Annotated in this window: 18 protein-coding genes; 13 read left to right on the plus strand and 5 right to left on the minus strand. The window is 58.9% G+C overall.

Annotation, left to right across the window (positions count from 1 at the left end):
- Positions 1-3 precede the first annotated feature (3 nt).
- A complete protein-coding gene (locus ASC96_RS18985; protein ID WP_156397671.1) occupies positions 4-2,085 on the plus strand; it encodes a bacterial transcriptional activator domain-containing protein in 2,082 nt (693 codons plus the stop codon).
- A complete protein-coding gene (gene bcsN, locus ASC96_RS18990; protein WP_060504695.1) occupies positions 2,082-3,044 on the plus strand; it encodes a cellulose biosynthesis protein BcsN in 963 nt (320 codons plus the stop codon). The genes ASC96_RS18985 and bcsN overlap by 4 nt, the downstream gene beginning before the upstream one ends.
- A gap of 6 nt (positions 3,045-3,050) precedes the next feature.
- Here bcsN and ASC96_RS18995 read toward each other — a convergent pair whose 3' ends face one another.
- On the minus strand, positions 3,051-3,932 hold the full coding sequence (locus ASC96_RS18995) for a LysR family transcriptional regulator (protein WP_060504696.1): 882 nt from the start codon (positions 3,930-3,932) through the stop codon (positions 3,051-3,053).
- A gap of 10 nt (positions 3,933-3,942) precedes the next feature.
- Complete coding sequence (locus tag ASC96_RS19000) at positions 3,943-4,260, minus strand: antibiotic biosynthesis monooxygenase family protein (protein ID WP_060504697.1); 318 nt, start codon at positions 4,258-4,260, stop codon at positions 3,943-3,945.
- A gap of 123 nt (positions 4,261-4,383) precedes the next feature.
- Between ASC96_RS19000 and ASC96_RS19005 the strand changes: the two genes are divergently transcribed.
- The 4 genes from ASC96_RS19005 to rirA all read left to right on the plus strand — a co-directional run bounded on the left by ASC96_RS19005 (position 4,384) and on the right by rirA (position 8,940).
- On the plus strand, positions 4,384-5,880 hold the full coding sequence (locus tag ASC96_RS19005; RefSeq protein WP_060504698.1) for a CoA-acylating methylmalonate-semialdehyde dehydrogenase: 1,497 nt from the start codon (positions 4,384-4,386) through the stop codon (positions 5,878-5,880).
- 176 nt (positions 5,881-6,056) lie between these two features.
- Positions 6,057-7,148 (plus strand): YjgN family protein, encoded by a 1,092-nt coding sequence (locus ASC96_RS19010; protein WP_060504699.1) that lies wholly within the window; start codon positions 6,057-6,059, stop codon positions 7,146-7,148.
- On the plus strand, positions 7,138-8,205 hold the full coding sequence (locus ASC96_RS19015) for a M48 family metallopeptidase (protein WP_060504700.1): 1,068 nt from the start codon (positions 7,138-7,140) through the stop codon (positions 8,203-8,205). The genes ASC96_RS19010 and ASC96_RS19015 overlap by 11 nt, the downstream gene beginning before the upstream one ends.
- A gap of 273 nt (positions 8,206-8,478) precedes the next feature.
- The gene (gene rirA / locus ASC96_RS19020) at positions 8,479-8,940 is read left to right on the plus strand and encodes an iron-responsive transcriptional regulator RirA (RefSeq protein ID WP_060504878.1); all 462 of its coding nucleotides are present in this window, start codon (positions 8,479-8,481) and stop codon (positions 8,938-8,940) included.
- A 50-nt stretch (positions 8,941-8,990) separates the two neighbouring features.
- On the opposite strand, the gene ASC96_RS19025 is transcribed toward rirA, so the two are convergent.
- Positions 8,991-9,377 carry a response regulator gene (locus tag ASC96_RS19025; protein ID WP_060504701.1) on the minus strand — a complete coding sequence of 129 codons (387 nt, stop codon included), beginning with the start codon at positions 9,375-9,377 and terminating at the stop codon, positions 8,991-8,993.
- A 64-nt stretch (positions 9,378-9,441) separates the two neighbouring features.
- Positions 9,442-10,146 (minus strand): helix-turn-helix transcriptional regulator, encoded by a 705-nt coding sequence (locus tag ASC96_RS19030; protein ID WP_162246373.1) that lies wholly within the window; start codon positions 10,144-10,146, stop codon positions 9,442-9,444.
- Positions 10,147-10,642: 496 nt separating this feature from the next.
- On the opposite strand from ASC96_RS19030, the gene ASC96_RS19035 reads away from it, so the two are divergent.
- The 6 genes from ASC96_RS19035 (at position 10,643) to ASC96_RS19060 (ending at position 16,393) form a co-directional block, all read left to right on the plus strand.
- Positions 10,643-12,238 (plus strand): ABC transporter substrate-binding protein, encoded by a 1,596-nt coding sequence (locus ASC96_RS19035; protein WP_060504703.1) that lies wholly within the window; start codon positions 10,643-10,645, stop codon positions 12,236-12,238.
- 106 nt (positions 12,239-12,344) lie between these two features.
- Positions 12,345-13,349: an ABC transporter permease subunit gene (locus tag ASC96_RS19040; protein WP_060504704.1), complete on the plus strand. Its 1,005-nt coding sequence runs from the start codon at positions 12,345-12,347 to the stop codon at positions 13,347-13,349.
- 9 nt (positions 13,350-13,358) lie between these two features.
- Entirely contained in the window at positions 13,359-14,252 is an 894-nt protein-coding gene (locus ASC96_RS19045; RefSeq protein WP_060504705.1) for an ABC transporter permease subunit, read from the plus strand.
- Entirely contained in the window at positions 14,252-15,106 is an 855-nt protein-coding gene (locus ASC96_RS19050) for an ABC transporter ATP-binding protein (protein WP_082512169.1), read from the plus strand. The genes ASC96_RS19045 and ASC96_RS19050 overlap by 1 nt, the downstream gene beginning before the upstream one ends.
- A complete protein-coding gene (locus ASC96_RS19055; protein WP_060504706.1) occupies positions 15,103-15,930 on the plus strand; it encodes a dipeptide ABC transporter ATP-binding protein in 828 nt (275 codons plus the stop codon). The genes ASC96_RS19050 and ASC96_RS19055 overlap by 4 nt, the downstream gene beginning before the upstream one ends.
- Before the next feature lie 118 nt (positions 15,931-16,048).
- Positions 16,049-16,393, plus strand: coding sequence for a RidA family protein (locus ASC96_RS19060; protein ID WP_060504707.1), 345 nt, complete (start codon positions 16,049-16,051; stop codon positions 16,391-16,393).
- Positions 16,394-16,458: 65 nt separating this feature from the next.
- On the opposite strand, the gene ASC96_RS19065 is transcribed toward ASC96_RS19060, so the two are convergent.
- Complete coding sequence (locus ASC96_RS19065) at positions 16,459-16,845, minus strand: hypothetical protein (RefSeq protein ID WP_060504879.1); 387 nt, start codon at positions 16,843-16,845, stop codon at positions 16,459-16,461.
- A gap of 184 nt (positions 16,846-17,029) precedes the next feature.
- Between ASC96_RS19065 and ASC96_RS33435 the strand changes: the two genes are divergently transcribed.
- Positions 17,030-17,200 (plus strand): hypothetical protein, encoded by a 171-nt coding sequence (locus ASC96_RS33435; protein ID WP_164491954.1) that lies wholly within the window; start codon positions 17,030-17,032, stop codon positions 17,198-17,200.
- Positions 17,201-17,337 lie beyond the last annotated feature (137 nt).

The raw sequence follows: 17,337 nt of genomic DNA on the forward strand, positions 1-17,337 counted from the left end.
GTCATGAAGAAACACTGGCTCGCCCTTCTGGCCGCTTCCAACCTGCTTGTGCCGGCAACGGCTTTTTCCGAGGATTCGGCAAAGCTTCTAACGCAGGCGGCCGGCTCCTTCCGCATCATCGATCAGGCGATGACCTCGGCGATCGCGGGACAGGCTGACCCTGCGGTAGTGAACAATGCAGAATCCGCCAAGACACTGCCGGCCGCGAACAAGCCCGATGATGTCGAAATGGCAGCGCTCTATTATTATGCCGGGCAGAAGCAGGATGATCGCGTTGCCGCCGAGGCTGCGCGCCTGCGGCTGAAATTCCCGCAATTCGAAATGCCGCAGGACCTGTACCTGCCGCAATCGGCGCGTGGTATCGATGAGACCTTGCTCTGGCAACTCTATGATCGAAGCGATTTCACAGGCATCGACGCCGAAATCATCCGCCGCAAGAGCGAGACGCCGGACTGGCAGCCGACAGCCGATTTCGCCGAGAAGCTGGCGCGCCGCAAACAGCGGGTGTTGATGACGGAGGCGGCGAAGGACAACGACTGGACGGATGTCATCCAGGCTGGCGGCAGTATCGATCCCGCGACCGAAACAGAGGTCGACCTGCTTTGGACTCTGATCGATGCCTATGCGCAGACAGGCATGAAACAACCGCTCGCAGACATCTATCGCGGCATCCTGCTGCGTGACGGTGACAAGCGTCTGCCCGACGCGGTGCTGGTGACAACACTGCAGAAGGCCATCCGCGATTTTCCGGCCGCTGAAGTCCAGGCCGTGATGCAAAAGCTTGCGGTGACGCCCGCGATGCAGGCGGGCCTGCAGCCGGTGTCCTTCGATCTGATGCGCAAGACGGTGGCCGATTTCAATGCCGATGAAAAGCAGACGGTGCCGCTGTCGGACGATCAGCTCGCCCCGCTCAAGGCAACAAATCCTCCGAAGGTCGAGGATATGGCTTTGCTCGGCTGGTATTACCTGAAGGTCAAGCAGCCGGCCGTCAGTGCGCAGTGGTTCGGCAAGGCGCTGGCAGTCCAGGCGGATGCATCGAATGCGAAGGGACTGTATCTCAGCCTCGCCGCACAGAACCTCGAGGAGGAAGCCTATAAGGTGGCGGCCACCTACCTGCAGGACCTGTCCGGCGATCCGGAATTCCTGATGAACGCGCTGTCGCTGCGCTTTGCCAAGCCCGATATGGCCGTCATCGACGAAAGGATCGTTGCGTCCTATTCGACGACGATCCTGCAGACGTTGAATGCCGACCACGCCGAAATTCTCGCCTGGTATGCCTATAATTCCAAGCAGTACGAAGCGTCTTCCGCCTGGTTCCAGAAGGCCGTCGACTGGAAAGTGGCGCCCGCACGCGTCAAGGGGTTGGCACTGTCCTACCTGCGGCTATCGCAAAAGCCGGAATTTGCCGCGCTGCAGGAAAGATATGGCCAAACCTATCCTGACATCTGGGATGAAATCCGCACCGCATCGCCGCCGAAGGGGAGGGCGGCTGCATCGGTCGTCAAGCCGCGCGGGATAATCCAGGCCAACTATTTCCGCAATTTTCAGGCCAAGCGTTATGCCGCCTGCATCAACGATCTCACTGATTTGCGCAGCCGGGGACAACTGTCTGCGGACGCGGCGCAGATCGGTGGCTGGTGCTATCTCGGCCTTGGCCGTCTTGCCGAGGCGCGCGCCGCCTTTGCGGATGGTCTGAGCGCCGGGGGACAGGTGCGCGCCGATGCTGCCTATGGGACGGCATTGACCCTGTTGCGCGGACGGCTGACGGATGACGCCGAAGCGATCATCCGGGCCTATCCGCTCAGCGCCGAACGGGACCGGGAAATCCGGGCGGAAATCTATTTCCAGCGCGCCCGGGCAAGTTTCGATCGCAAGCAGTACCAAAAGACGCTCGACGCGCTGAATGCGCGGGCAAGCCTGGTCGCGGAGCCTGCCGATCTCAGCCAGCTGCGTGGCTGGGCCTACTATCATCTCGGGAACAAGCAGATCGCCAAGCAGGTGTTCCAGCGCCTTAACGATCACCTCTCGGATGCAGGCGTGAGACGCGGTCTTGTTGCCACAAGTTGGACGGATACACGCCGATGAAAAAAATTTTCTCCGCAATCGCTCTGGCCTTGATGCTTGCCTCTTGCACGTCGGTGGTCGACGATCCTTTCCTGCGTACAGGTGCTGTCGAAGGCAACTGGCCGTCGCTGGCCACCACGGTTTCTCCCGAATATGCAGCCGCCACTCTTCCCGGGCTCCCAGCGACGACGGTAAGGCAGACGGGAGCCAAGGGAAAAATCGAACAGACGATCGTTTATGCCAACGCAACGGACCTTGCCGGCGAGAACATGCTGAGCATCACGATCGATCCGTCCGCAAAGATCACCCGCAGCAACGGCGCACCATCACGCTCGCAGGTTCAGGCGGAAATGCGAAGCGCGTTGTCCGGCGTTAAGATGCAGATCAGCCCTGTGATTGCCGATAACGCCTATGGCGTCTTCGGTTACGCGACCGGTTCCATCGGCAAGAGCGGTAGCTGCGTTTACGCATGGCAGTTTGCAAAGAACATCCGGCCCTATGATGGCGGGCAGTTCGCCACGGCAGGTGGCGCAGCGCAGATCCGGTTGCGCTATTGCAGTCCGTCGATTGCAGCCGACCGGATCGTCGCGCTGATGCAGGGATTGCGGCTCCATCCGGCCTCGTCGCAAAACGCTCAGGCTCTGGGATATGCAGTGGGGCCGGGCGCTTTTGCGCCGGTGCCTTTCGTGGAACAGGAAGCCCGGCCCATTGCGGCGGAGACCGCCATTGCGGCACCTGTACGCCGGGTGAAGCGGCCAGCAGTTCTTGAAAATCCATCGGTGGAAACGACGGCGGCCGAACCAGCAGGGAAGGTTGAAAAAACGATCACCAACGCCGTCAAGGTGCCGATGCCGGGAGAGGCGGCCGTGATGGCTGCGGCAGAGCCTGTGCCGGTTGTTGTGCAGCCGGAAGTGTCCAAGGTGGCGGCGAAGCCATCCTTCGTGCCGCTTCCGGAAGCTGTTGCCTCCGTGGCGCAATAGATCGTCTCAAATGAAAATGCCGTGCTCCTCCGTCACCAGTTCCTGAAGGAAATCGACGACGGTGCGGACGCGAACGAGCTCGCGGGCGCTTTCGTGATAGGTGGTCCAATAGCCCCGCCGTATCGTGGTCTCCGGCAGGATGCGGATCAGCTCGGGATATTGGCGGGCGATGTAATTATGCAGGATGCCGATCCCAGCGCTTGAGCGCACGGCTTCGGTCTGGCCCGTGGCGCTGGAGATTTCGAACGAGGCATCCCAGCTGCGCATGATCTCGCCAGTGAAATTCAGCGATGCCGTAAAGATCAGATCTTCCACATAGCCGATGCGGCGATGGTTCTTCAGATCATCGACCGTGTCGGGAGCACCATAGGACGACAGGTAGTCCTGTGAGGCGTAGAGCCCGAGTGTGTAATCGGTGAGCTTCGACGAAATCAGCCGTCCCTGTTCCGGCCGCTCAAGGGTGATGGCGATATCAGCCTCGCGCTGCGACAGCGAAAAGGAGCGGGGGATCGGGACCAGTTGGATGCGCAACTCCGGAAACCGGGCAGTCAGCTTGCCAAGCCGCGGGGCCAGGAACGAGACTCCAAATCCGTCCGGCGCACCGACACGCACGGTCCCCGCAACGGCAGTGTCGATGCGGCCGATCTGCGCCTGTGCCGCCAGCATCTCGGTTTCCATCCGCTCTGCCGCATGCAGGAAGATCTCACCCTCGGCCGTCAGATCGCAACCATTGGTGCGGCGGATCAAAAGCCGGGTCTTCAGGGATTCTTCCAGCGCCGTGACGCGCCGGCTCAAGGTGGCATGGTTGACCCCCAGCCGCTTGGAGGCCGACAGGATCTGGCCGCTACGGGCAACCGCCAGAAACATGCGGACATCATCCCAGTTCATCGAGCAATCCTCATTTGGCCGAAAGCACGATGGGATCGACATCGACAAGGTTGAGCGACAGCACCATGCCAGCCGTCAGCGTCTTGTATTTGAGGAAATGCGGCGTCTGGATATGCGCTTCGTAAGCCTGCCTATTGGCATAGACTTCGAGGATACGAACCTTCTCAGGCGCGCCTTTCACCGAGACGGCATGCAGCATCAGCACGCCCGGTTCCTTCTCCACGGATGCTTCGATCTCTTCGGCCAGAAGGGCGAGATAAGCCTCAAGCTGGGCAGGATCGATCTCCAGCTCCGCCATTCTCACGATCTTTTCAGAACCGGTTTTCATCAAAGAGCCTCCACAGATACCAGTGGCATCAATTTTTGCACAACGGTTCCTGAATATCCCGCGTTGATTTGTGCATATTGTAGTGCGACACTCCGGCCATAATCAAGATCAGGAGGATCACCCATGTACGAGATTGGTCATTTCATTGGCGGCAAGAAGGTTGCCGGCACCAGCGGCCGCACCAGCAATGTCTTTAATCCGGCAACCGGCGAAGTTCAGGCCACGGTGGCACTGGCCAGCGACGCGGAAATGGACGCAGCGGTTCAGAATGCCAAGGCTGCACAGCCGAAGTGGGCTGCCACCAACCCGCAGCGCCGTGCCCGCGTCTTCATGAAGTTCGTCCAGCTCCTCAACGACAACATGGATGAACTGGCCGAAATGCTGTCGCGCGAGCATGGCAAGACCATCGAGGATGCCAAGGGCGACGTCATCCGCGGCCTCGAAGTCTGTGAGTTCGTCATCGGCATTCCGCACCTCTCCAAGAGCGAATTCACCGAAGGCGCTGGCCCGAACATCGACATGTATTCGATCCGCCAGGCTGTCGGCGTCGGCGCAGGTATCACGCCGTTCAACTTCCCGGCCATGATCCCGATGTGGATGTTTGCTCCTGCCATCGCCTGCGGCAACGCCTTCATCCTGAAGCCTTCCGAGCGCGATCCGTCTGTTCCGATCCGCCTTGCCGAACTGATGATCGAGGCAGGCCTGCCGGCCGGCATCCTCAACGTCGTCAACGGTGACAAGGGCGCGGTTGATGCGATCCTGACGCATCCGGATATCTCGGCCGTCTCCTTCGTCGGCTCGACGCCGATCGCCCGCTATGTCTATGGCACGGCTGCAACGAACGGCAAGCGCGCCCAGTGCTTCGGCGGCGCCAAGAACCACATGATCATCATGCCGGATGCCGATCTTGACCAGGCCGCCAACGCCCTGATGGGCGCCGGTTACGGTTCGGCCGGCGAGCGCTGCATGGCGATCTCGGTTGCCGTTCCGGTCGGCAAGGAAACCGCCGATCGCCTGATCGCAAAGCTGACCCCGATGGTCGAAAGCCTGCGCATTGGCCCGTACACTGACGAAAAGGCCGATATGGGTCCGGTCGTCACCAAGGAAGCCAAGGAACGCATTCTCGGCCTGATCAACAAGGGTGTCGAAGAAGGCGCAAACCTCGTCGTCGATGGCCGCGATTTCAAGCTGCAGGGTTATGAAAACGGTAATTTCATCGGCGGTTGCCTGTTCGACAACGTCACCCCGGACATGGACATCTACAAGCAGGAGATCTTCGGACCGGTTCTCTCCGTGGTTCGTGCCAAGAATTACGAGGAAGCCCTCGATCTGCCGATGAAGCATGAATATGGCAACGGCGTCGCGATCTACACCCGCGATGGTGATGCGGCCCGCGATTTCGCTTCGCGTATCAACATCGGCATGGTCGGCGTCAACGTGCCGATCCCGGTTCCGCTGGCCTATCATTCCTTTGGCGGCTGGAAGTCCTCGTCCTTCGGCGACCTGAACCAGCACGGCACGGACTCGATCAGGTTCTGGACCAAGACCAAGACGATCACCTCGCGCTGGCCGTCCGGTATCAAGGATGGTGCCGAGTTCTCCATCCCGACGATGAAATAATTGGTATCCTCGGATACTCCTCGATTGGGCCTCCTCACGGAGGCCCTTTTTGTTGTGGCCTGCCGGTGCGGTTGACCTGCGGGGGTGACAGTTTAAGACTTGGCCCGAGCGGCCGAATATCGGGGGATTGCCGGCCGTTCTTGAATTGCATCTGATGATACGCAAGAGGGGCAACGATGAGCGCAACCGACACGGCACCATTACCGGCTGCATCGCAGGATTTTCACCGGCTGTCGTTCACTGGTAATGCCGCAGAATATTTCGGCATCTGGATCGTCAATATCCTTTTGACCATCATTACGCTCGGCATCTATTCGGCCTGGGCGAAGGTGCGCCGCAACCGCTATTTCTACGGCAATACGATACTGCTTGGCCGCGCTTTCGAATATCACGCCAAGGGCAAGCAAATCCTCATCGGCCGGTTGATCGTCCTTGGATATCTTGTGGTTTACAATATCATCCTGGCGGTGTTGCCAGTTGCCGGTCTTGTCGTGGGTCTTGTTGTCCTGTGCTTCTTTCCCTGGCTGATCATGCGCGGCTTGCGCTTCAGCGCCCGCGTCACCAGTTACCGCAACGTCCGGTTCGATTTCGTCGGCAAGATGGGTGGTGCGTTCATCGCCTTCATGGCTGCTCCGGTGATGGCCGTCCTGTCGCTCGGCATCCTGGCGCCGCTCGCCAGCCGCTGGATGTATCGCTATCTCGGCAACAATCTGCGCTATGGCGGCCGGTCGTTTGCGACGGATCCGAAGCTCGGGTCGATCTACCAGACCTGGTTCTTCTCGGCGCTGATCATCGTTCTTGGCTTGCTGATCGTTGCGGTCGTCGCCTTTGCCAATATGTCGCTGCTGATTGCCCTGATCGATCACCCCAATGCACTGCCGCCCGAATTCCAGGCATCGATGTTTGTTTTCGGCGTCGTCGGCTATCTGGCCGTGCTCTTGTCCTTCGGCATCGCGGCGCTGTTTTACCGTGCGGGTGTGCGCAACATCGCCTGGTCGGCAACGCGCTTTGACGGCAAGCATGAGCTGAAAAGCGATCTGTCGCGGTTCCGCTATGTCTGGATTGCCCTGTCGAATGTGGTCGTGACCGTTCTGACGCTGGGCCTGATGCGTCCCTGGGCCGCGGTTCGCATGGCACGTTACGTCAACGAGCACACGGCGGTCCGCTTCGACGGAGATGTCGGCGAAGTTCTGGCCACGGCTGGCCGGGAAGGCTCTGCGGTCGGGGCGGAGTTCATGGAATTCGAGGGTTTCGATTTTGGCTTCTGACGAAAACACGGTCTGCCGGGGCGATTGGCATCCGCGTGATTCCAGCCGTTCAGTCCCATCCCGCCTGGTCGAGAGGGAAGGGCAGATCCTTGCTGTTGCGGAAGACGGCAGTGAATTCGCCTCCGCAGTCTTTTCACACCTCGGCATCTCTCCCCGCGTCGGCTCGATCCCGCGCCGTATCGAATTTCCTGATGGCTCGCTGTTTGAAACGACGGACAATGCGGCGATCGACGGTCTGCACGTGGCGAACGGGCGCAAGCGGGCAGGGTTTATCCACGGGCTCGAGCGGTTTCATCCGCGCCTCCTCGCCTTTGTCGTTGCGGTGTTCCTACTGTCCGGGCTGGTCTACCGCTATGCCCTGCCGGTGCTGGTTGAAGTCGCCGTTGCGGTCACCCCGCCGGTCGTGCCGCGTCTGATGTCCGCCAGTACGCTGGAAACACTGGATCACACCGTTCTCGGCGAGACCAAGCTGGACGACGCAAAGCGTCGGGCGGTATCGGACGGTTTTGCCCGCATCGCGCTCAAGTCGGCCCGTGGTCTGTCCGCCTATACGCTGAATTTCCGCGAGGGTGGATCGATCGGCCCGAATGCATTCGCACTGCCGGACGGCACGTTGATTATCACCGATGAGCTGGTCGGCCTTGCGGACGGTGATACGGAGATGCTCATCGGCGTTCTGGCGCATGAAATCGGTCATGTCGAACTGGAACACAGTCTTCGCCAGATTTACCGCGCGGCGGGGATGGCCGGCCTGATCATGCTGATCGCGGGCGATATCGGCGATAGCGTCGAGGATCTGCTTGTCCAGGGGAGTGGTCTTCTGGCGCTCTCCTATTCCAGGGATGCGGAGGCGGCAGCAGACCGGCACTCGGTCGAATTAATGCAAAAGGCGGGTTACGATCCCACGGCGCTCGCACGCTTCTTTGAGGTCGTCGAGAAGGAAATCGGCGATACATCCGATGCCAGCATTCTGTCGACGCATCCAGGCACGCCCGGGCGCCGGAAGGCGATCCGGGAATATGGGGCCGAGTTGCGTGAGAAACGGGCGGAAAACTAGATTCTCAGGGTGGTAATCCACCTAAACTTGAGATGACATGTCAGCTTTTCCCGTTTGGAGGGTGGACAGACCGCTGGAAGCTGATCATGATCACTTCAATCAAGATTTTCTGCTTTTTGGAATTGTTCCAAACTATCATCCGTCCTATATGGGAAGCAGAATGTGGGATGCCGGTCGAATCGGCCATGTGACCACGAAATCTTGAGTGCCTCTGATGGGCTCGCAGGTTCATTCGAACCGGGGGCGCCGAATGATCGAAGCCTGGAGTTAATGATGCGTCTGACGAAGCAAACGAACTACGCAGTCCGCATGCTCATGTATTGCGCTGCCAATGACGGCCATCTCAGCCGCATTCCGGAAATTGCCAAGGCCTATGGGGTGTCCGAGCTTTTCCTCTTCAAGATTCTTCAGCCGCTCAACAAGGCCGGCCTCGTCGAGACGGTGCGCGGCCGCAATGGTGGCGTGCGCCTGCCGAAGCCTGCGGCCGAAATCAGCCTGTTCGATATCGTCAAGGTTACCGAAGACAGTTTTGCCATGGCGGAATGTTTCGAGGCTGGCGAGATCGATTGTCCGCTGGTTGACAGCTGCGGCCTCAACGCTGCCCTGCGCAAAGCGCTGAATGCGTTCTTCGAAGTCCTGCAGCAGTATTCGATCGATGATCTGGTGAAGGCCCGGCCGCAGATCAACTTCCTGCTTGGCCTTGACCAGCTCACCCATCCGAAAACAGCGGCCTGATACTGTTTCCAGTCCAGCAGAAAGCCCGGCTCGTCCGGGCTTTTTGTTGTTTATGCTCTGGTCACATATTCACGCAGGATGAATTCGATCGCGGTCGGATCGAGCTCGCCTTTGTCGATCCGGAAATCGGCGCCATATTCTTCAAACTTCTGGAAATAGGGGTCGGCGAGCGATGAGGAAATCACCCCGATCGGACCGATATAGCCTTGCTGGCGTAGCGCCGGAACCGTCTCGCGAAAATCACATTGCTGAAGTCGGTTGTCCATCAAGACCATCGAGACAGATGTTCCCGAGGCGATGAAGGCCAGCGCCTCGCCGATCGTCTGGCAATAGTGTAGGTGAATCTCCACGCTTGAGACCTTTTTCATCACGCCGCGCATGATCAGGTTTTCCGCCGGATCGTCGTCGACAAGCAGGATATGGATCGTGTGGGTCATCTGGCGGTTTCACTTGGTGAATGGCTTAGAGTACGGCGTGTGATTATGCGGACGCCCACCGGCGTCATTGAATGATCTGTTCCCGGATCGCTTTCGCCACCATCTGGGTTCTGTTGACGACATCGAGCTTCTTGAGGATCGTCGCCGTGTGCGAATTGACCGTGTGTTCCGAGACGGAGACGATCAGTGCGATTTCGCTCGCCGTCTTGCCATGGGAAATCCAGCGCAGGATTTCCGTCTCGCGCGGCGTCAGCCCAAGTCCCGCCTTGTTGGATAAAACCAGCCGGTAAAAATAATCGAAGGCGCAAATGGCGTCGTAGCACAGGGCGAAATGGGCTTGCCGTTCCATACCTTCGCCATCGCCGAGAAACAGCACGGCATAACGCGCACCGGTGATGCCGGCAACCGGCACGCATATCAGCACGTCGAAACCGAGCTGGTCGAGAAGATTGCCGCCCGGATGGAGATCGCCGGCCTTCCAGGTGGACGGAATGGATGATGTATGAAGGCTTTTGAAAACGACTGAATCACCAAATCGGTGGCGCTTGTCATAGGCGTCGGAAAGTCCGGAGGGGAGGTCGTGTAGAGCCAGCCGGTTGGTCAGCGTGCAGGCGTCGCCTTCGTTTCCGAGTTGAAGGATACCGAAATGGTCGAAACCATAGCGGAGCGCCATTGTATGGAAGATCCGAAAGAAATCGACACGATTGAGAGCCTTCTCCAAATCGCTGTCACAATAGTATTGCCGGTGGTTTTTCAAATCGGTCGTCACGTCGCGGCCGTCCCCCCACGTATTCCGCGAACACCATTTTAACGTGCGATTCACGATAAGCAACCGCATCGGAATGGAAAAGGGGAGTTGTCGGCAGTTTTGAAAGCAGACGTTGTTAGCCCGGGTGGCAGTGGCGAGGGGGAGGGCTGAATATAGTTGCTTTCATCTCATCCCCGCCTGGCAGATAAAAGCTGAACAGTCCTCCCCGCCCCGCGTGTGCCTTATGCCATGGCAGCTCTTCCCAAGCTATCAGTGCAATTTGGGATTGACTTTAACGGTAAAACGAAATCGATTCGGGTGGCGATGCTGGTGACGGAAAGAAAGTCGTGTATAGCCTCACGCTTTGTCGCATATGGGAGAATTTTCCAATTGGACAAATTTTTCGGGTCGCTTATTGCATTGCCCGATCAAATGTCGTTCCATCCGGCCTTGACCGGAACAACGGCTTCTGCGTCAGAAAAATACGAGAACAAGAACAAAGCTGGGAAGCAAATTCATGAAAAAGCTCTCTACTCTCCTTGCTGCAACCGCAATCGCCACTTTGATGGCCGGTTCTGCTTGGTCAAAGACCTTCGTTTACTGCTCGGAAGCGTCGCCGGAAGGCTTCGATCCCGGCATGTATACCGGCGGCCAGACCTTCGATGCTGCCGCACATACGGTTTACAACCGTCTGGTGGAATTCAAGCGCGGCACGACGGAAATCGAACCTGCGCTGGCCGAAAGCTGGGAAATTTCTGCTGACGGCAAGGAATACACGTTCAAGCTGCGTCCGGGCGTAAAGTTCCAGACGACCGAATACTTCACGCCGACGCGCGAACTGAACGCCGATGACGTGGTCTTCTCCTTCGAGCGCCAGTACAAGGCCGACAATGCATGGAACAAGTACGTTCCGGGCGCCTCATGGGAATACTTTTCCGGCATGGGTCTGCCGGACCTCCTTGAAAAGGTCGAGAAGGTCGATGACCTGACGGTCAAGATCGTGCTGAAGCGTCCGGAAGCGCCGTTGCTGGCCAACCTCGGCATGCCTTTCATCTCGATCCTATCGAAGGAATATGCCGACAAGCTTCAGGCTGAAGGCAAGATGGAACTGATGAACCAGCAGCCGCTTGGCACCGGTCCGTTCACGTTCGTCGCCTACCAGCCGGATGCGGCCATCCGCTACAAGGCCAACCCTGATTACTGGGGTGGCAAGCAGAAGATCGATGACCTCGTCTTCGCGATCACCACGGACGCCGCTGTTCGCGCCCAGAAGCTGAAGGCCGGCGAATGCCACCTGATGTCCTATCCCAACGCAGCTGACGTTGCCGAACTGAAGGCCGACCCGAACCTGAACATCTCCGAGCAGGCCGGTCTGAACGTTTCCTACCTCGCCTACAACACGCTCGTTCCGCCGTTCGACAAGGTTGAAGTCCGCAAGGCCCTCAACATGGCGGTCAATCGTCAGGCCATCGTCGATGCCGTGTTCCAGGGTGCCGCAACGGTAGCCAAGAACCCGATCCCGCCGACAATGTGGTCGTATAACGACAAGGTCGAAGACGACAAGTACGATCCGGAAGCTGCCAAGAAGATGCTTGAAGACGCTGGCGTCAAGGATCTGAAGATGAAGATCTGGGCAATGCCGGTTGCTCGTCCGTACATGCTGAACGCCCGCCGTGCAGCTGAACTGATGCAGGCTGACCTGGCCAAGATCGGCGTCACCGTCGAAATCGTCTCCTACGAATGGGCTGAATACCTGAAGCTCTCGTCCGCCAAGGACCGCGATGGTGCGGCTATCCTCGGCTGGACCGGTGACAATGGTGATCCGGACAACTTCCTCGACACCCTGCTCGGTTGCGACGCTGTCGGCGGTAACAACCGCGCTCAGTGGTGCAACAAGGAGTTCGACGACCTGGTAACGAAGGCGAAGGAAACGTCCGACGTTGCCGAGCGCACCAAGCTCTATGAAGAGGCGCAGGTCGTCTTCAAGAAGGAAGCCCCTTGGAACACGCTCGACCACTCGCTCGCCGTTGTTCCGATGAGCAAGAAGGTTTCTGGCTTCGTCCAGTCTCCGCTCGGTGACTTCGTCTTCGAAGGCGTCGACATCGCCGAGTAAGATCGGCTAAAACAAAAGAAAGGCACGCCGCAAAGAGCGTGCAATGGCCGGCGGCTCGAAGACATTCGGGCCGTCGGTTTTTCAAAGAAAGAAGGGATAGGCTCCCATGTTGCGCTTTATTTTCGGGCGGCTTGCCGTCCTGATACCCACGTTCCTCGGGGTATCCTTGATCGCGTTCTCCTTCATTCGACTGTTGCCGGGCGATCCGGTCATGTTGATGTCGGGTGAGCGCGTCATGGCTCCGGAACGGCATGCTGAACTCATGCACCAGCTCGGTCTCGACCGGCCGATGTATGTTCAGTATTTCGATTATCTCGGCGGTCTTGTGACGGGCGATTTCGGTTCGTCCATCGTCACCAAGCGGCCGGTTCTCGATGATTTCATGAACCTCTTCCCGGCAACGCTGGAACTGTCGCTCTGCGCCATCATCGTTGCGGTGCTGCTCGGCATTCCAGCTGGCGTGATCGCTGCGGTGAAACGGGGGACCTGGCTCGACCAATCGCTCATGGGCGTCGCCCTCGTCGGCTACTCGATGCCGATCTTCTGGTGGGGCTTGCTGCTTATCATCTTCTTCTCAGGCTATCTCGGCTGGACGCCGGTCTCGGGTCGCATCTCGATGATGTATTTCTTCCCGCAGGTCACTGGCTTCATGTTGATCGACAGTCTAATCTCGGGGCAGGCGGGCGCCTTCAAATCGGCGGTCAGCTACCTGATCCTGCCGACCGTCGTGCTGGCGACCATCCCGCTCGCCGTCATCGCCAGGCAGACGCGCTCGGCCATGCTGGAAGTGCTCGGCGAGGATTATGTCCGTACCGCCCGCTCCAAGGGCCTGACGCCATTCCGCGTCATTGGCGTGCACGCGCTGCGGAACGCGCTTATTCCGGTTATCACCACAATCGGCCTTCAGGTCGGCGTGCTGCTGGCCGGTGCGATCCTGACGGAAACAATCTTCTCCTGGCCGGGCATCGGCAAATGGATGGTCGATTCCGTGTTCAAGCGTGACTATCAGGTCGTGCAGGGCGGGCTGATGCTGATCGCCGCCATGATCATGATCATCAACCTCATCGTTGATGTGCTTTACGGCTTCATCAACCCGCGTATCCGGCATTAGGAGGGTCTGATGGCTGTCGCTGAAATCAAAACTACCAAGCCGCAGACCGGCTTTGCCGAATTCTGGTTCTATTTCTCGCGCAACAAGGGCGCGGTCATGGGGCTTGCTATCTTCCTGATCATTCTGGTTCTGGCAATCTTTGCGCCGTTCGTGGCGCCGCATAGCCCCAGCATCCAGAATCGTGACGTTCTTCTCTTGCCGCCGGCCCTGGCGGCGGGCGGTCAATGGACCTATTTCCTCGGAACTGATGCTGTCGGCCGCGATATCCTGTCTCGCCTGATCTATGGCGCCCGTTTCTCGCTGTTCATCGGCCTTGTGGTCGTGACGCTTTCGGTCATCTCCGGCGTTCTCGTCGGCCTGATCGCCGGCTATTTCCGTGGCCGTACCGATACGATCATCATGCGCGTCATGGATATCATCCTCGCCTTTCCGTCGCTGCTTCTGGCTCTCGTGCTGGTCGCCGTGCTCGGTCCGGGCCTGGTCAACGCCATGATTGCGATCTCGCTGGTCAACCTGCCGCATTTCGTGCGGCTGACGCGCGCTGCCGTCATGTCTGAACGCACGAAAGACTATGTCATCGCGTCCAGGGTTGCCGGTGCCGGCACCCTGCGCCTGATGTTCCTGACCATCCTGCCCAACTGCCTCGCACCGCTGATCGTCCAGGCAACGCTCGCCTTCTCGGCGGCGATCCTCGATGCGGCGGCACTCGGCTTCCTCGGGATGGGCGCTCAACCGCCGACACCGGAATGGGGTACGATGCTGGCCGAAGCCCGCGAGTTCATCCAGCGCGCCTGGTGGGTCGTCACCTTCCCCGGTCTTGCCATTCTCGTCACCGTCATTGCCATCAACCTGATGGGCGACGGCCTGCGCGATGCGCTTGATCCCAAGTTGAAGAGGTCGTGATGTCGCTTTTCGAAATCGAAAATCTCGTTGTCGAATTCCAGACGGCTGCCGGTCCTTTCCGTGCCGTCGATGGTGTATCGATGAAGGTCAATGCCGGCGAAGTGCTGGCGATTGTCGGTGAATCCGGCTCCGGCAAGTCGGTGTCGATGCTGGCTGCCATGGGCCTGTTGCCCTGGACGGCCAAGGTGACCGCCGACACGTTGCGTTTCAATGGCATCGATCTGCTCGGACTGTCGCCGTCGGATCGGCGCAAGATCGTTGGCAAGGATATTGCCATGATCTTCCAGGAGCCGGTTGCCAGCCTCAATCCGTGCTTCACGGTTGGGTTCCAGATCGAGGAAGTGCTGCGCATTCACCTCGGTCTCGACAAGAAGGCGCGCCGGGCGCGGGCCATCGAACTGTTCGACCTGGTTGGCATACCCAACCCTGCCGAGCGGCTGGGCCATTTTCCGCACCAGATGTCGGGCGGTCAGTGCCAGCGCGTGATGATCGCGATTGCGCTGTCATGCAATCCCAAGCTCCTGATCGCTGACGAGCCGACCACGGCGCTCGACGTGACCATTCAGAAGCAGATCCTCGATCTCCTGATGCGGCTGCAGGCCGAACATGGCATGGGCCTGATCATCATCACCCACAACATGGGTGTGGTGGCGGAAACCGCCGATCGCGTTATTGTCCAGTACAAGGGCCGCAAGATCGAGGAAGCCGACGTTCTGTCGCTGTTTGAATCTCCCAAGAGCGAGTACACGCGCGCGCTGCTGTCGGCCCTTCCGGACAACGCCACCGGCGACCGGCTGCCGACGATCGCGGAATTCCTCAGCGACGACCAGATCTTTGCAGGAGCTGTTCGATGACCCATGTTCTCGAAGCCAGAAACCTTACCCGCGATTATCACATCCCGGGCAGCCTTTTCAAAAAGGCCAGGACCGTTCATGCCGTCAAGGGCGTGAGCTTTTCAGTCGATCAGGGCAAGACACTGGCCATTGTCGGCGAAAGCGGCTGTGGAAAGTCGACGCTTGCCCGTATCGTCACCATGATCGACCCGGCGACGTCGGGTGAGATGCTGATCGATGGTGCAAAGGTCGATATCGCCAAGGAGCGTCTGACGCCGGAGATGCGCCAGAAGGTGCAGATCGTGTTCCAGAACCCCTACGGCACCTTGAACCCGCGCAAGAAGATCGGCGAAATCCTCACCGAGCCGCTGATCATCAACACCAGCATGAAAGCAGACGACCGCCGCGACAAGGCCATGGCCATGTTGAAGAAGGTCGGGCTTGAGGAAAAGCATTACGGGCGCTATCCGCACATGTTCTCCGGCGGTCAGCGCCAGCGCGTGGCGATTGCCCGTGCGCTGATGCTCAACCCGCGGCTTCTGGTGCTGGACGAGCCGGTTTCGGCGCTCGACCTGTCGGTGCAGGCACAGGTTCTCAACCTGCTCGCCGATCTGCAGGACGAGTATCAGCTGACCTACGTTTTCATCAGCCACGACCTGTCGGTGGTGCGCTACATCGCCGACGACGTGATGGTGATGTATTACGGTGAGGCCGTGGAATACGGCAGCCGTGAAGAGGTCTTCAGCGATCCCAAGCACAATTACACCAAGACGCTGTTTGCCGCGACGCCACGCGCCGATGTCGACAGTATCAAGGCACGGCTTGCCCGCAAAAACGCGGCTTGAACGGAACGTTGGTGTGGCAATCGCGCGATGACGGTTCCACTGGCCGGAAATCTGCGGTAAAGCGCCTGCGTCAACTCAATTCACATGCGGCCCGCCGCATTCTACGAGGAATATGAAGATGGAAATCAAACGCTTCGAAACCGGTCCGCGCATGAGCCAGGCCGTTGTGCACAATGGTACCGTCTATCTCGCTGGTCAGGTCGGCGAAGCCGGTTCCGACGTTACGGAGCAGACCAAGCAGGCTCTCGCATCGGTTGACCGTCTGCTGGCTGAAGCCGGCACCGACAAGTCCCGTATCCTGTCGGCAACCATCTGGCTGGCCGACATGGTTGATTTCCCGAAGATGAACGCTGTCTGGGACGCCTGGGCATCGCAGGGCAACACACCGGCACGTGCAACTGGCGAAGCCAAGCTTGCAACACCGGAATACCTGGTCGAAGTCATCGTCATCGCCGCTCTCTAAGAGCTGTCATCGATTGAGAAAGCCGGCGTCCTTTCGAGGAGCGCCGGCTTTTTTGTGTCTCCGCATCAGTCGCCGATGCGTGCCGTGCCGGTTTCGCCATTGTCGCGCACCCACCTGACCTTGCCTTCGCCGGTTTCCGTCAGGTCGAAGCACATTGGCGACCCATCGTACCAGACCGTGAACTGCTGGCAGAGCTTGTCGGATTGTATCCACCAATGGCCCTTGTCAGTCGGCTGGATGAATTTGCCGAGACCCAGCGCCTTGCCGCTGCCATCGACCTCACCGGAGGGACGATAGTTGAGTGGAAACTCTCCGCCCATCGGCGCGGCAAGATAGATCGTCTTGCCGATGATGAGACTGCGGATATCGGCCTCCTTCATCGGCGTGGCCTCAGCCGCCACTGCAACGCTGGAGATCGTGGCGTACAGAATGGCGATTGCAGTTTTCCGCATGACAGTCTCCATCGCATTGTACTCCATACGCGACGTTCTGCGGCTGGATCACTCAGCAATTGGATTAACGGCGCATACGCCAAATGGTTCGCCAGGATCAACACAAGGCTATGGAACCATTCGGCTCAAACCGCGTTAAACTGGGCATTTCAAGAGAATGCTCTCCAACATAAAGGAATGTGCCATGCTGTACTGGTTGCCAAGGCTATGCTTGTTCCTGCTCGTCGGTGCTGCCTTGGGCCTGGGTGTCCTGCACGCAACGTCGGAAGACATTGCCAACACGCTGATCGTCGTGATCCTGGGCCTCGGCCTGTTCTCGCTGACGCTGCACGTTTTCCCTCCGGAACGCCATTGACGTGATGGGGCCGCAAGGTGGGACAAATCTGTTTCATTTTCTAGTGGACGTTGTAGGCTCATCTTGTGAGCCGCTCAGAAAAAACGAATATTGACATCATTCCCACAGCCCTTGCGGTCGGTCAGGCTGCGTGGGCG

It is taken from the genome of Rhizobium sp. Root1204, from assembly GCF_001424965.1.
Classification (GTDB): domain Bacteria; phylum Pseudomonadota; class Alphaproteobacteria; order Rhizobiales; family Rhizobiaceae; genus Pararhizobium.

Excerpts from the sequence above, each read along its gene's own strand:
- ASC96_RS33435 (WP_164491954.1), top strand. The coding sequence starts at position 17,030 with ATGCTGTACTGGTTGCCAAGGCTATGCTTGTTCCTGCTCGTCGGTGCT.
- ASC96_RS19065 (WP_060504879.1), bottom strand. The coding sequence starts at position 16,845 with ATGCGGAAAACTGCAATCGCCATTCTGTACGCCACGATCTCCAGCGTT.
- ASC96_RS19045 (WP_060504705.1), top strand. The coding sequence starts at position 13,359 with ATGGCTGTCGCTGAAATCAAAACTACCAAGCCGCAGACCGGCTTTGCC.
- ASC96_RS19025 (WP_060504701.1), bottom strand. The coding sequence starts at position 9,377 with ATGACCCACACGATCCATATCCTGCTTGTCGACGACGATCCGGCGGAA.
- ASC96_RS18995 (WP_060504696.1), bottom strand. The coding sequence starts at position 3,932 with ATGAACTGGGATGATGTCCGCATGTTTCTGGCGGTTGCCCGTAGCGGC.
- ASC96_RS19060 (WP_060504707.1), top strand. The coding sequence starts at position 16,049 with ATGGAAATCAAACGCTTCGAAACCGGTCCGCGCATGAGCCAGGCCGTT.
- ASC96_RS18985 (WP_156397671.1), top strand. The coding sequence starts at position 4 with ATGAAGAAACACTGGCTCGCCCTTCTGGCCGCTTCCAACCTGCTTGTG.
- ASC96_RS19040 (WP_060504704.1), top strand. The coding sequence starts at position 12,345 with ATGTTGCGCTTTATTTTCGGGCGGCTTGCCGTCCTGATACCCACGTTC.
- bcsN (WP_060504695.1), top strand. The coding sequence starts at position 2,082 with ATGAAAAAAATTTTCTCCGCAATCGCTCTGGCCTTGATGCTTGCCTCT.
- ASC96_RS19005 (WP_060504698.1), top strand. The coding sequence starts at position 4,384 with ATGTACGAGATTGGTCATTTCATTGGCGGCAAGAAGGTTGCCGGCACC.
- rirA (WP_060504878.1), top strand. The coding sequence starts at position 8,479 with ATGCGTCTGACGAAGCAAACGAACTACGCAGTCCGCATGCTCATGTAT.
- ASC96_RS19055 (WP_060504706.1), top strand. The coding sequence starts at position 15,103 with ATGACCCATGTTCTCGAAGCCAGAAACCTTACCCGCGATTATCACATC.
- ASC96_RS19000 (WP_060504697.1), bottom strand. The coding sequence starts at position 4,260 with ATGAAAACCGGTTCTGAAAAGATCGTGAGAATGGCGGAGCTGGAGATC.
- ASC96_RS19010 (WP_060504699.1), top strand. The coding sequence starts at position 6,057 with ATGAGCGCAACCGACACGGCACCATTACCGGCTGCATCGCAGGATTTT.
- ASC96_RS19035 (WP_060504703.1), top strand. The coding sequence starts at position 10,643 with ATGAAAAAGCTCTCTACTCTCCTTGCTGCAACCGCAATCGCCACTTTG.
- ASC96_RS19050 (WP_082512169.1), top strand. The coding sequence starts at position 14,252 with ATGTCGCTTTTCGAAATCGAAAATCTCGTTGTCGAATTCCAGACGGCT.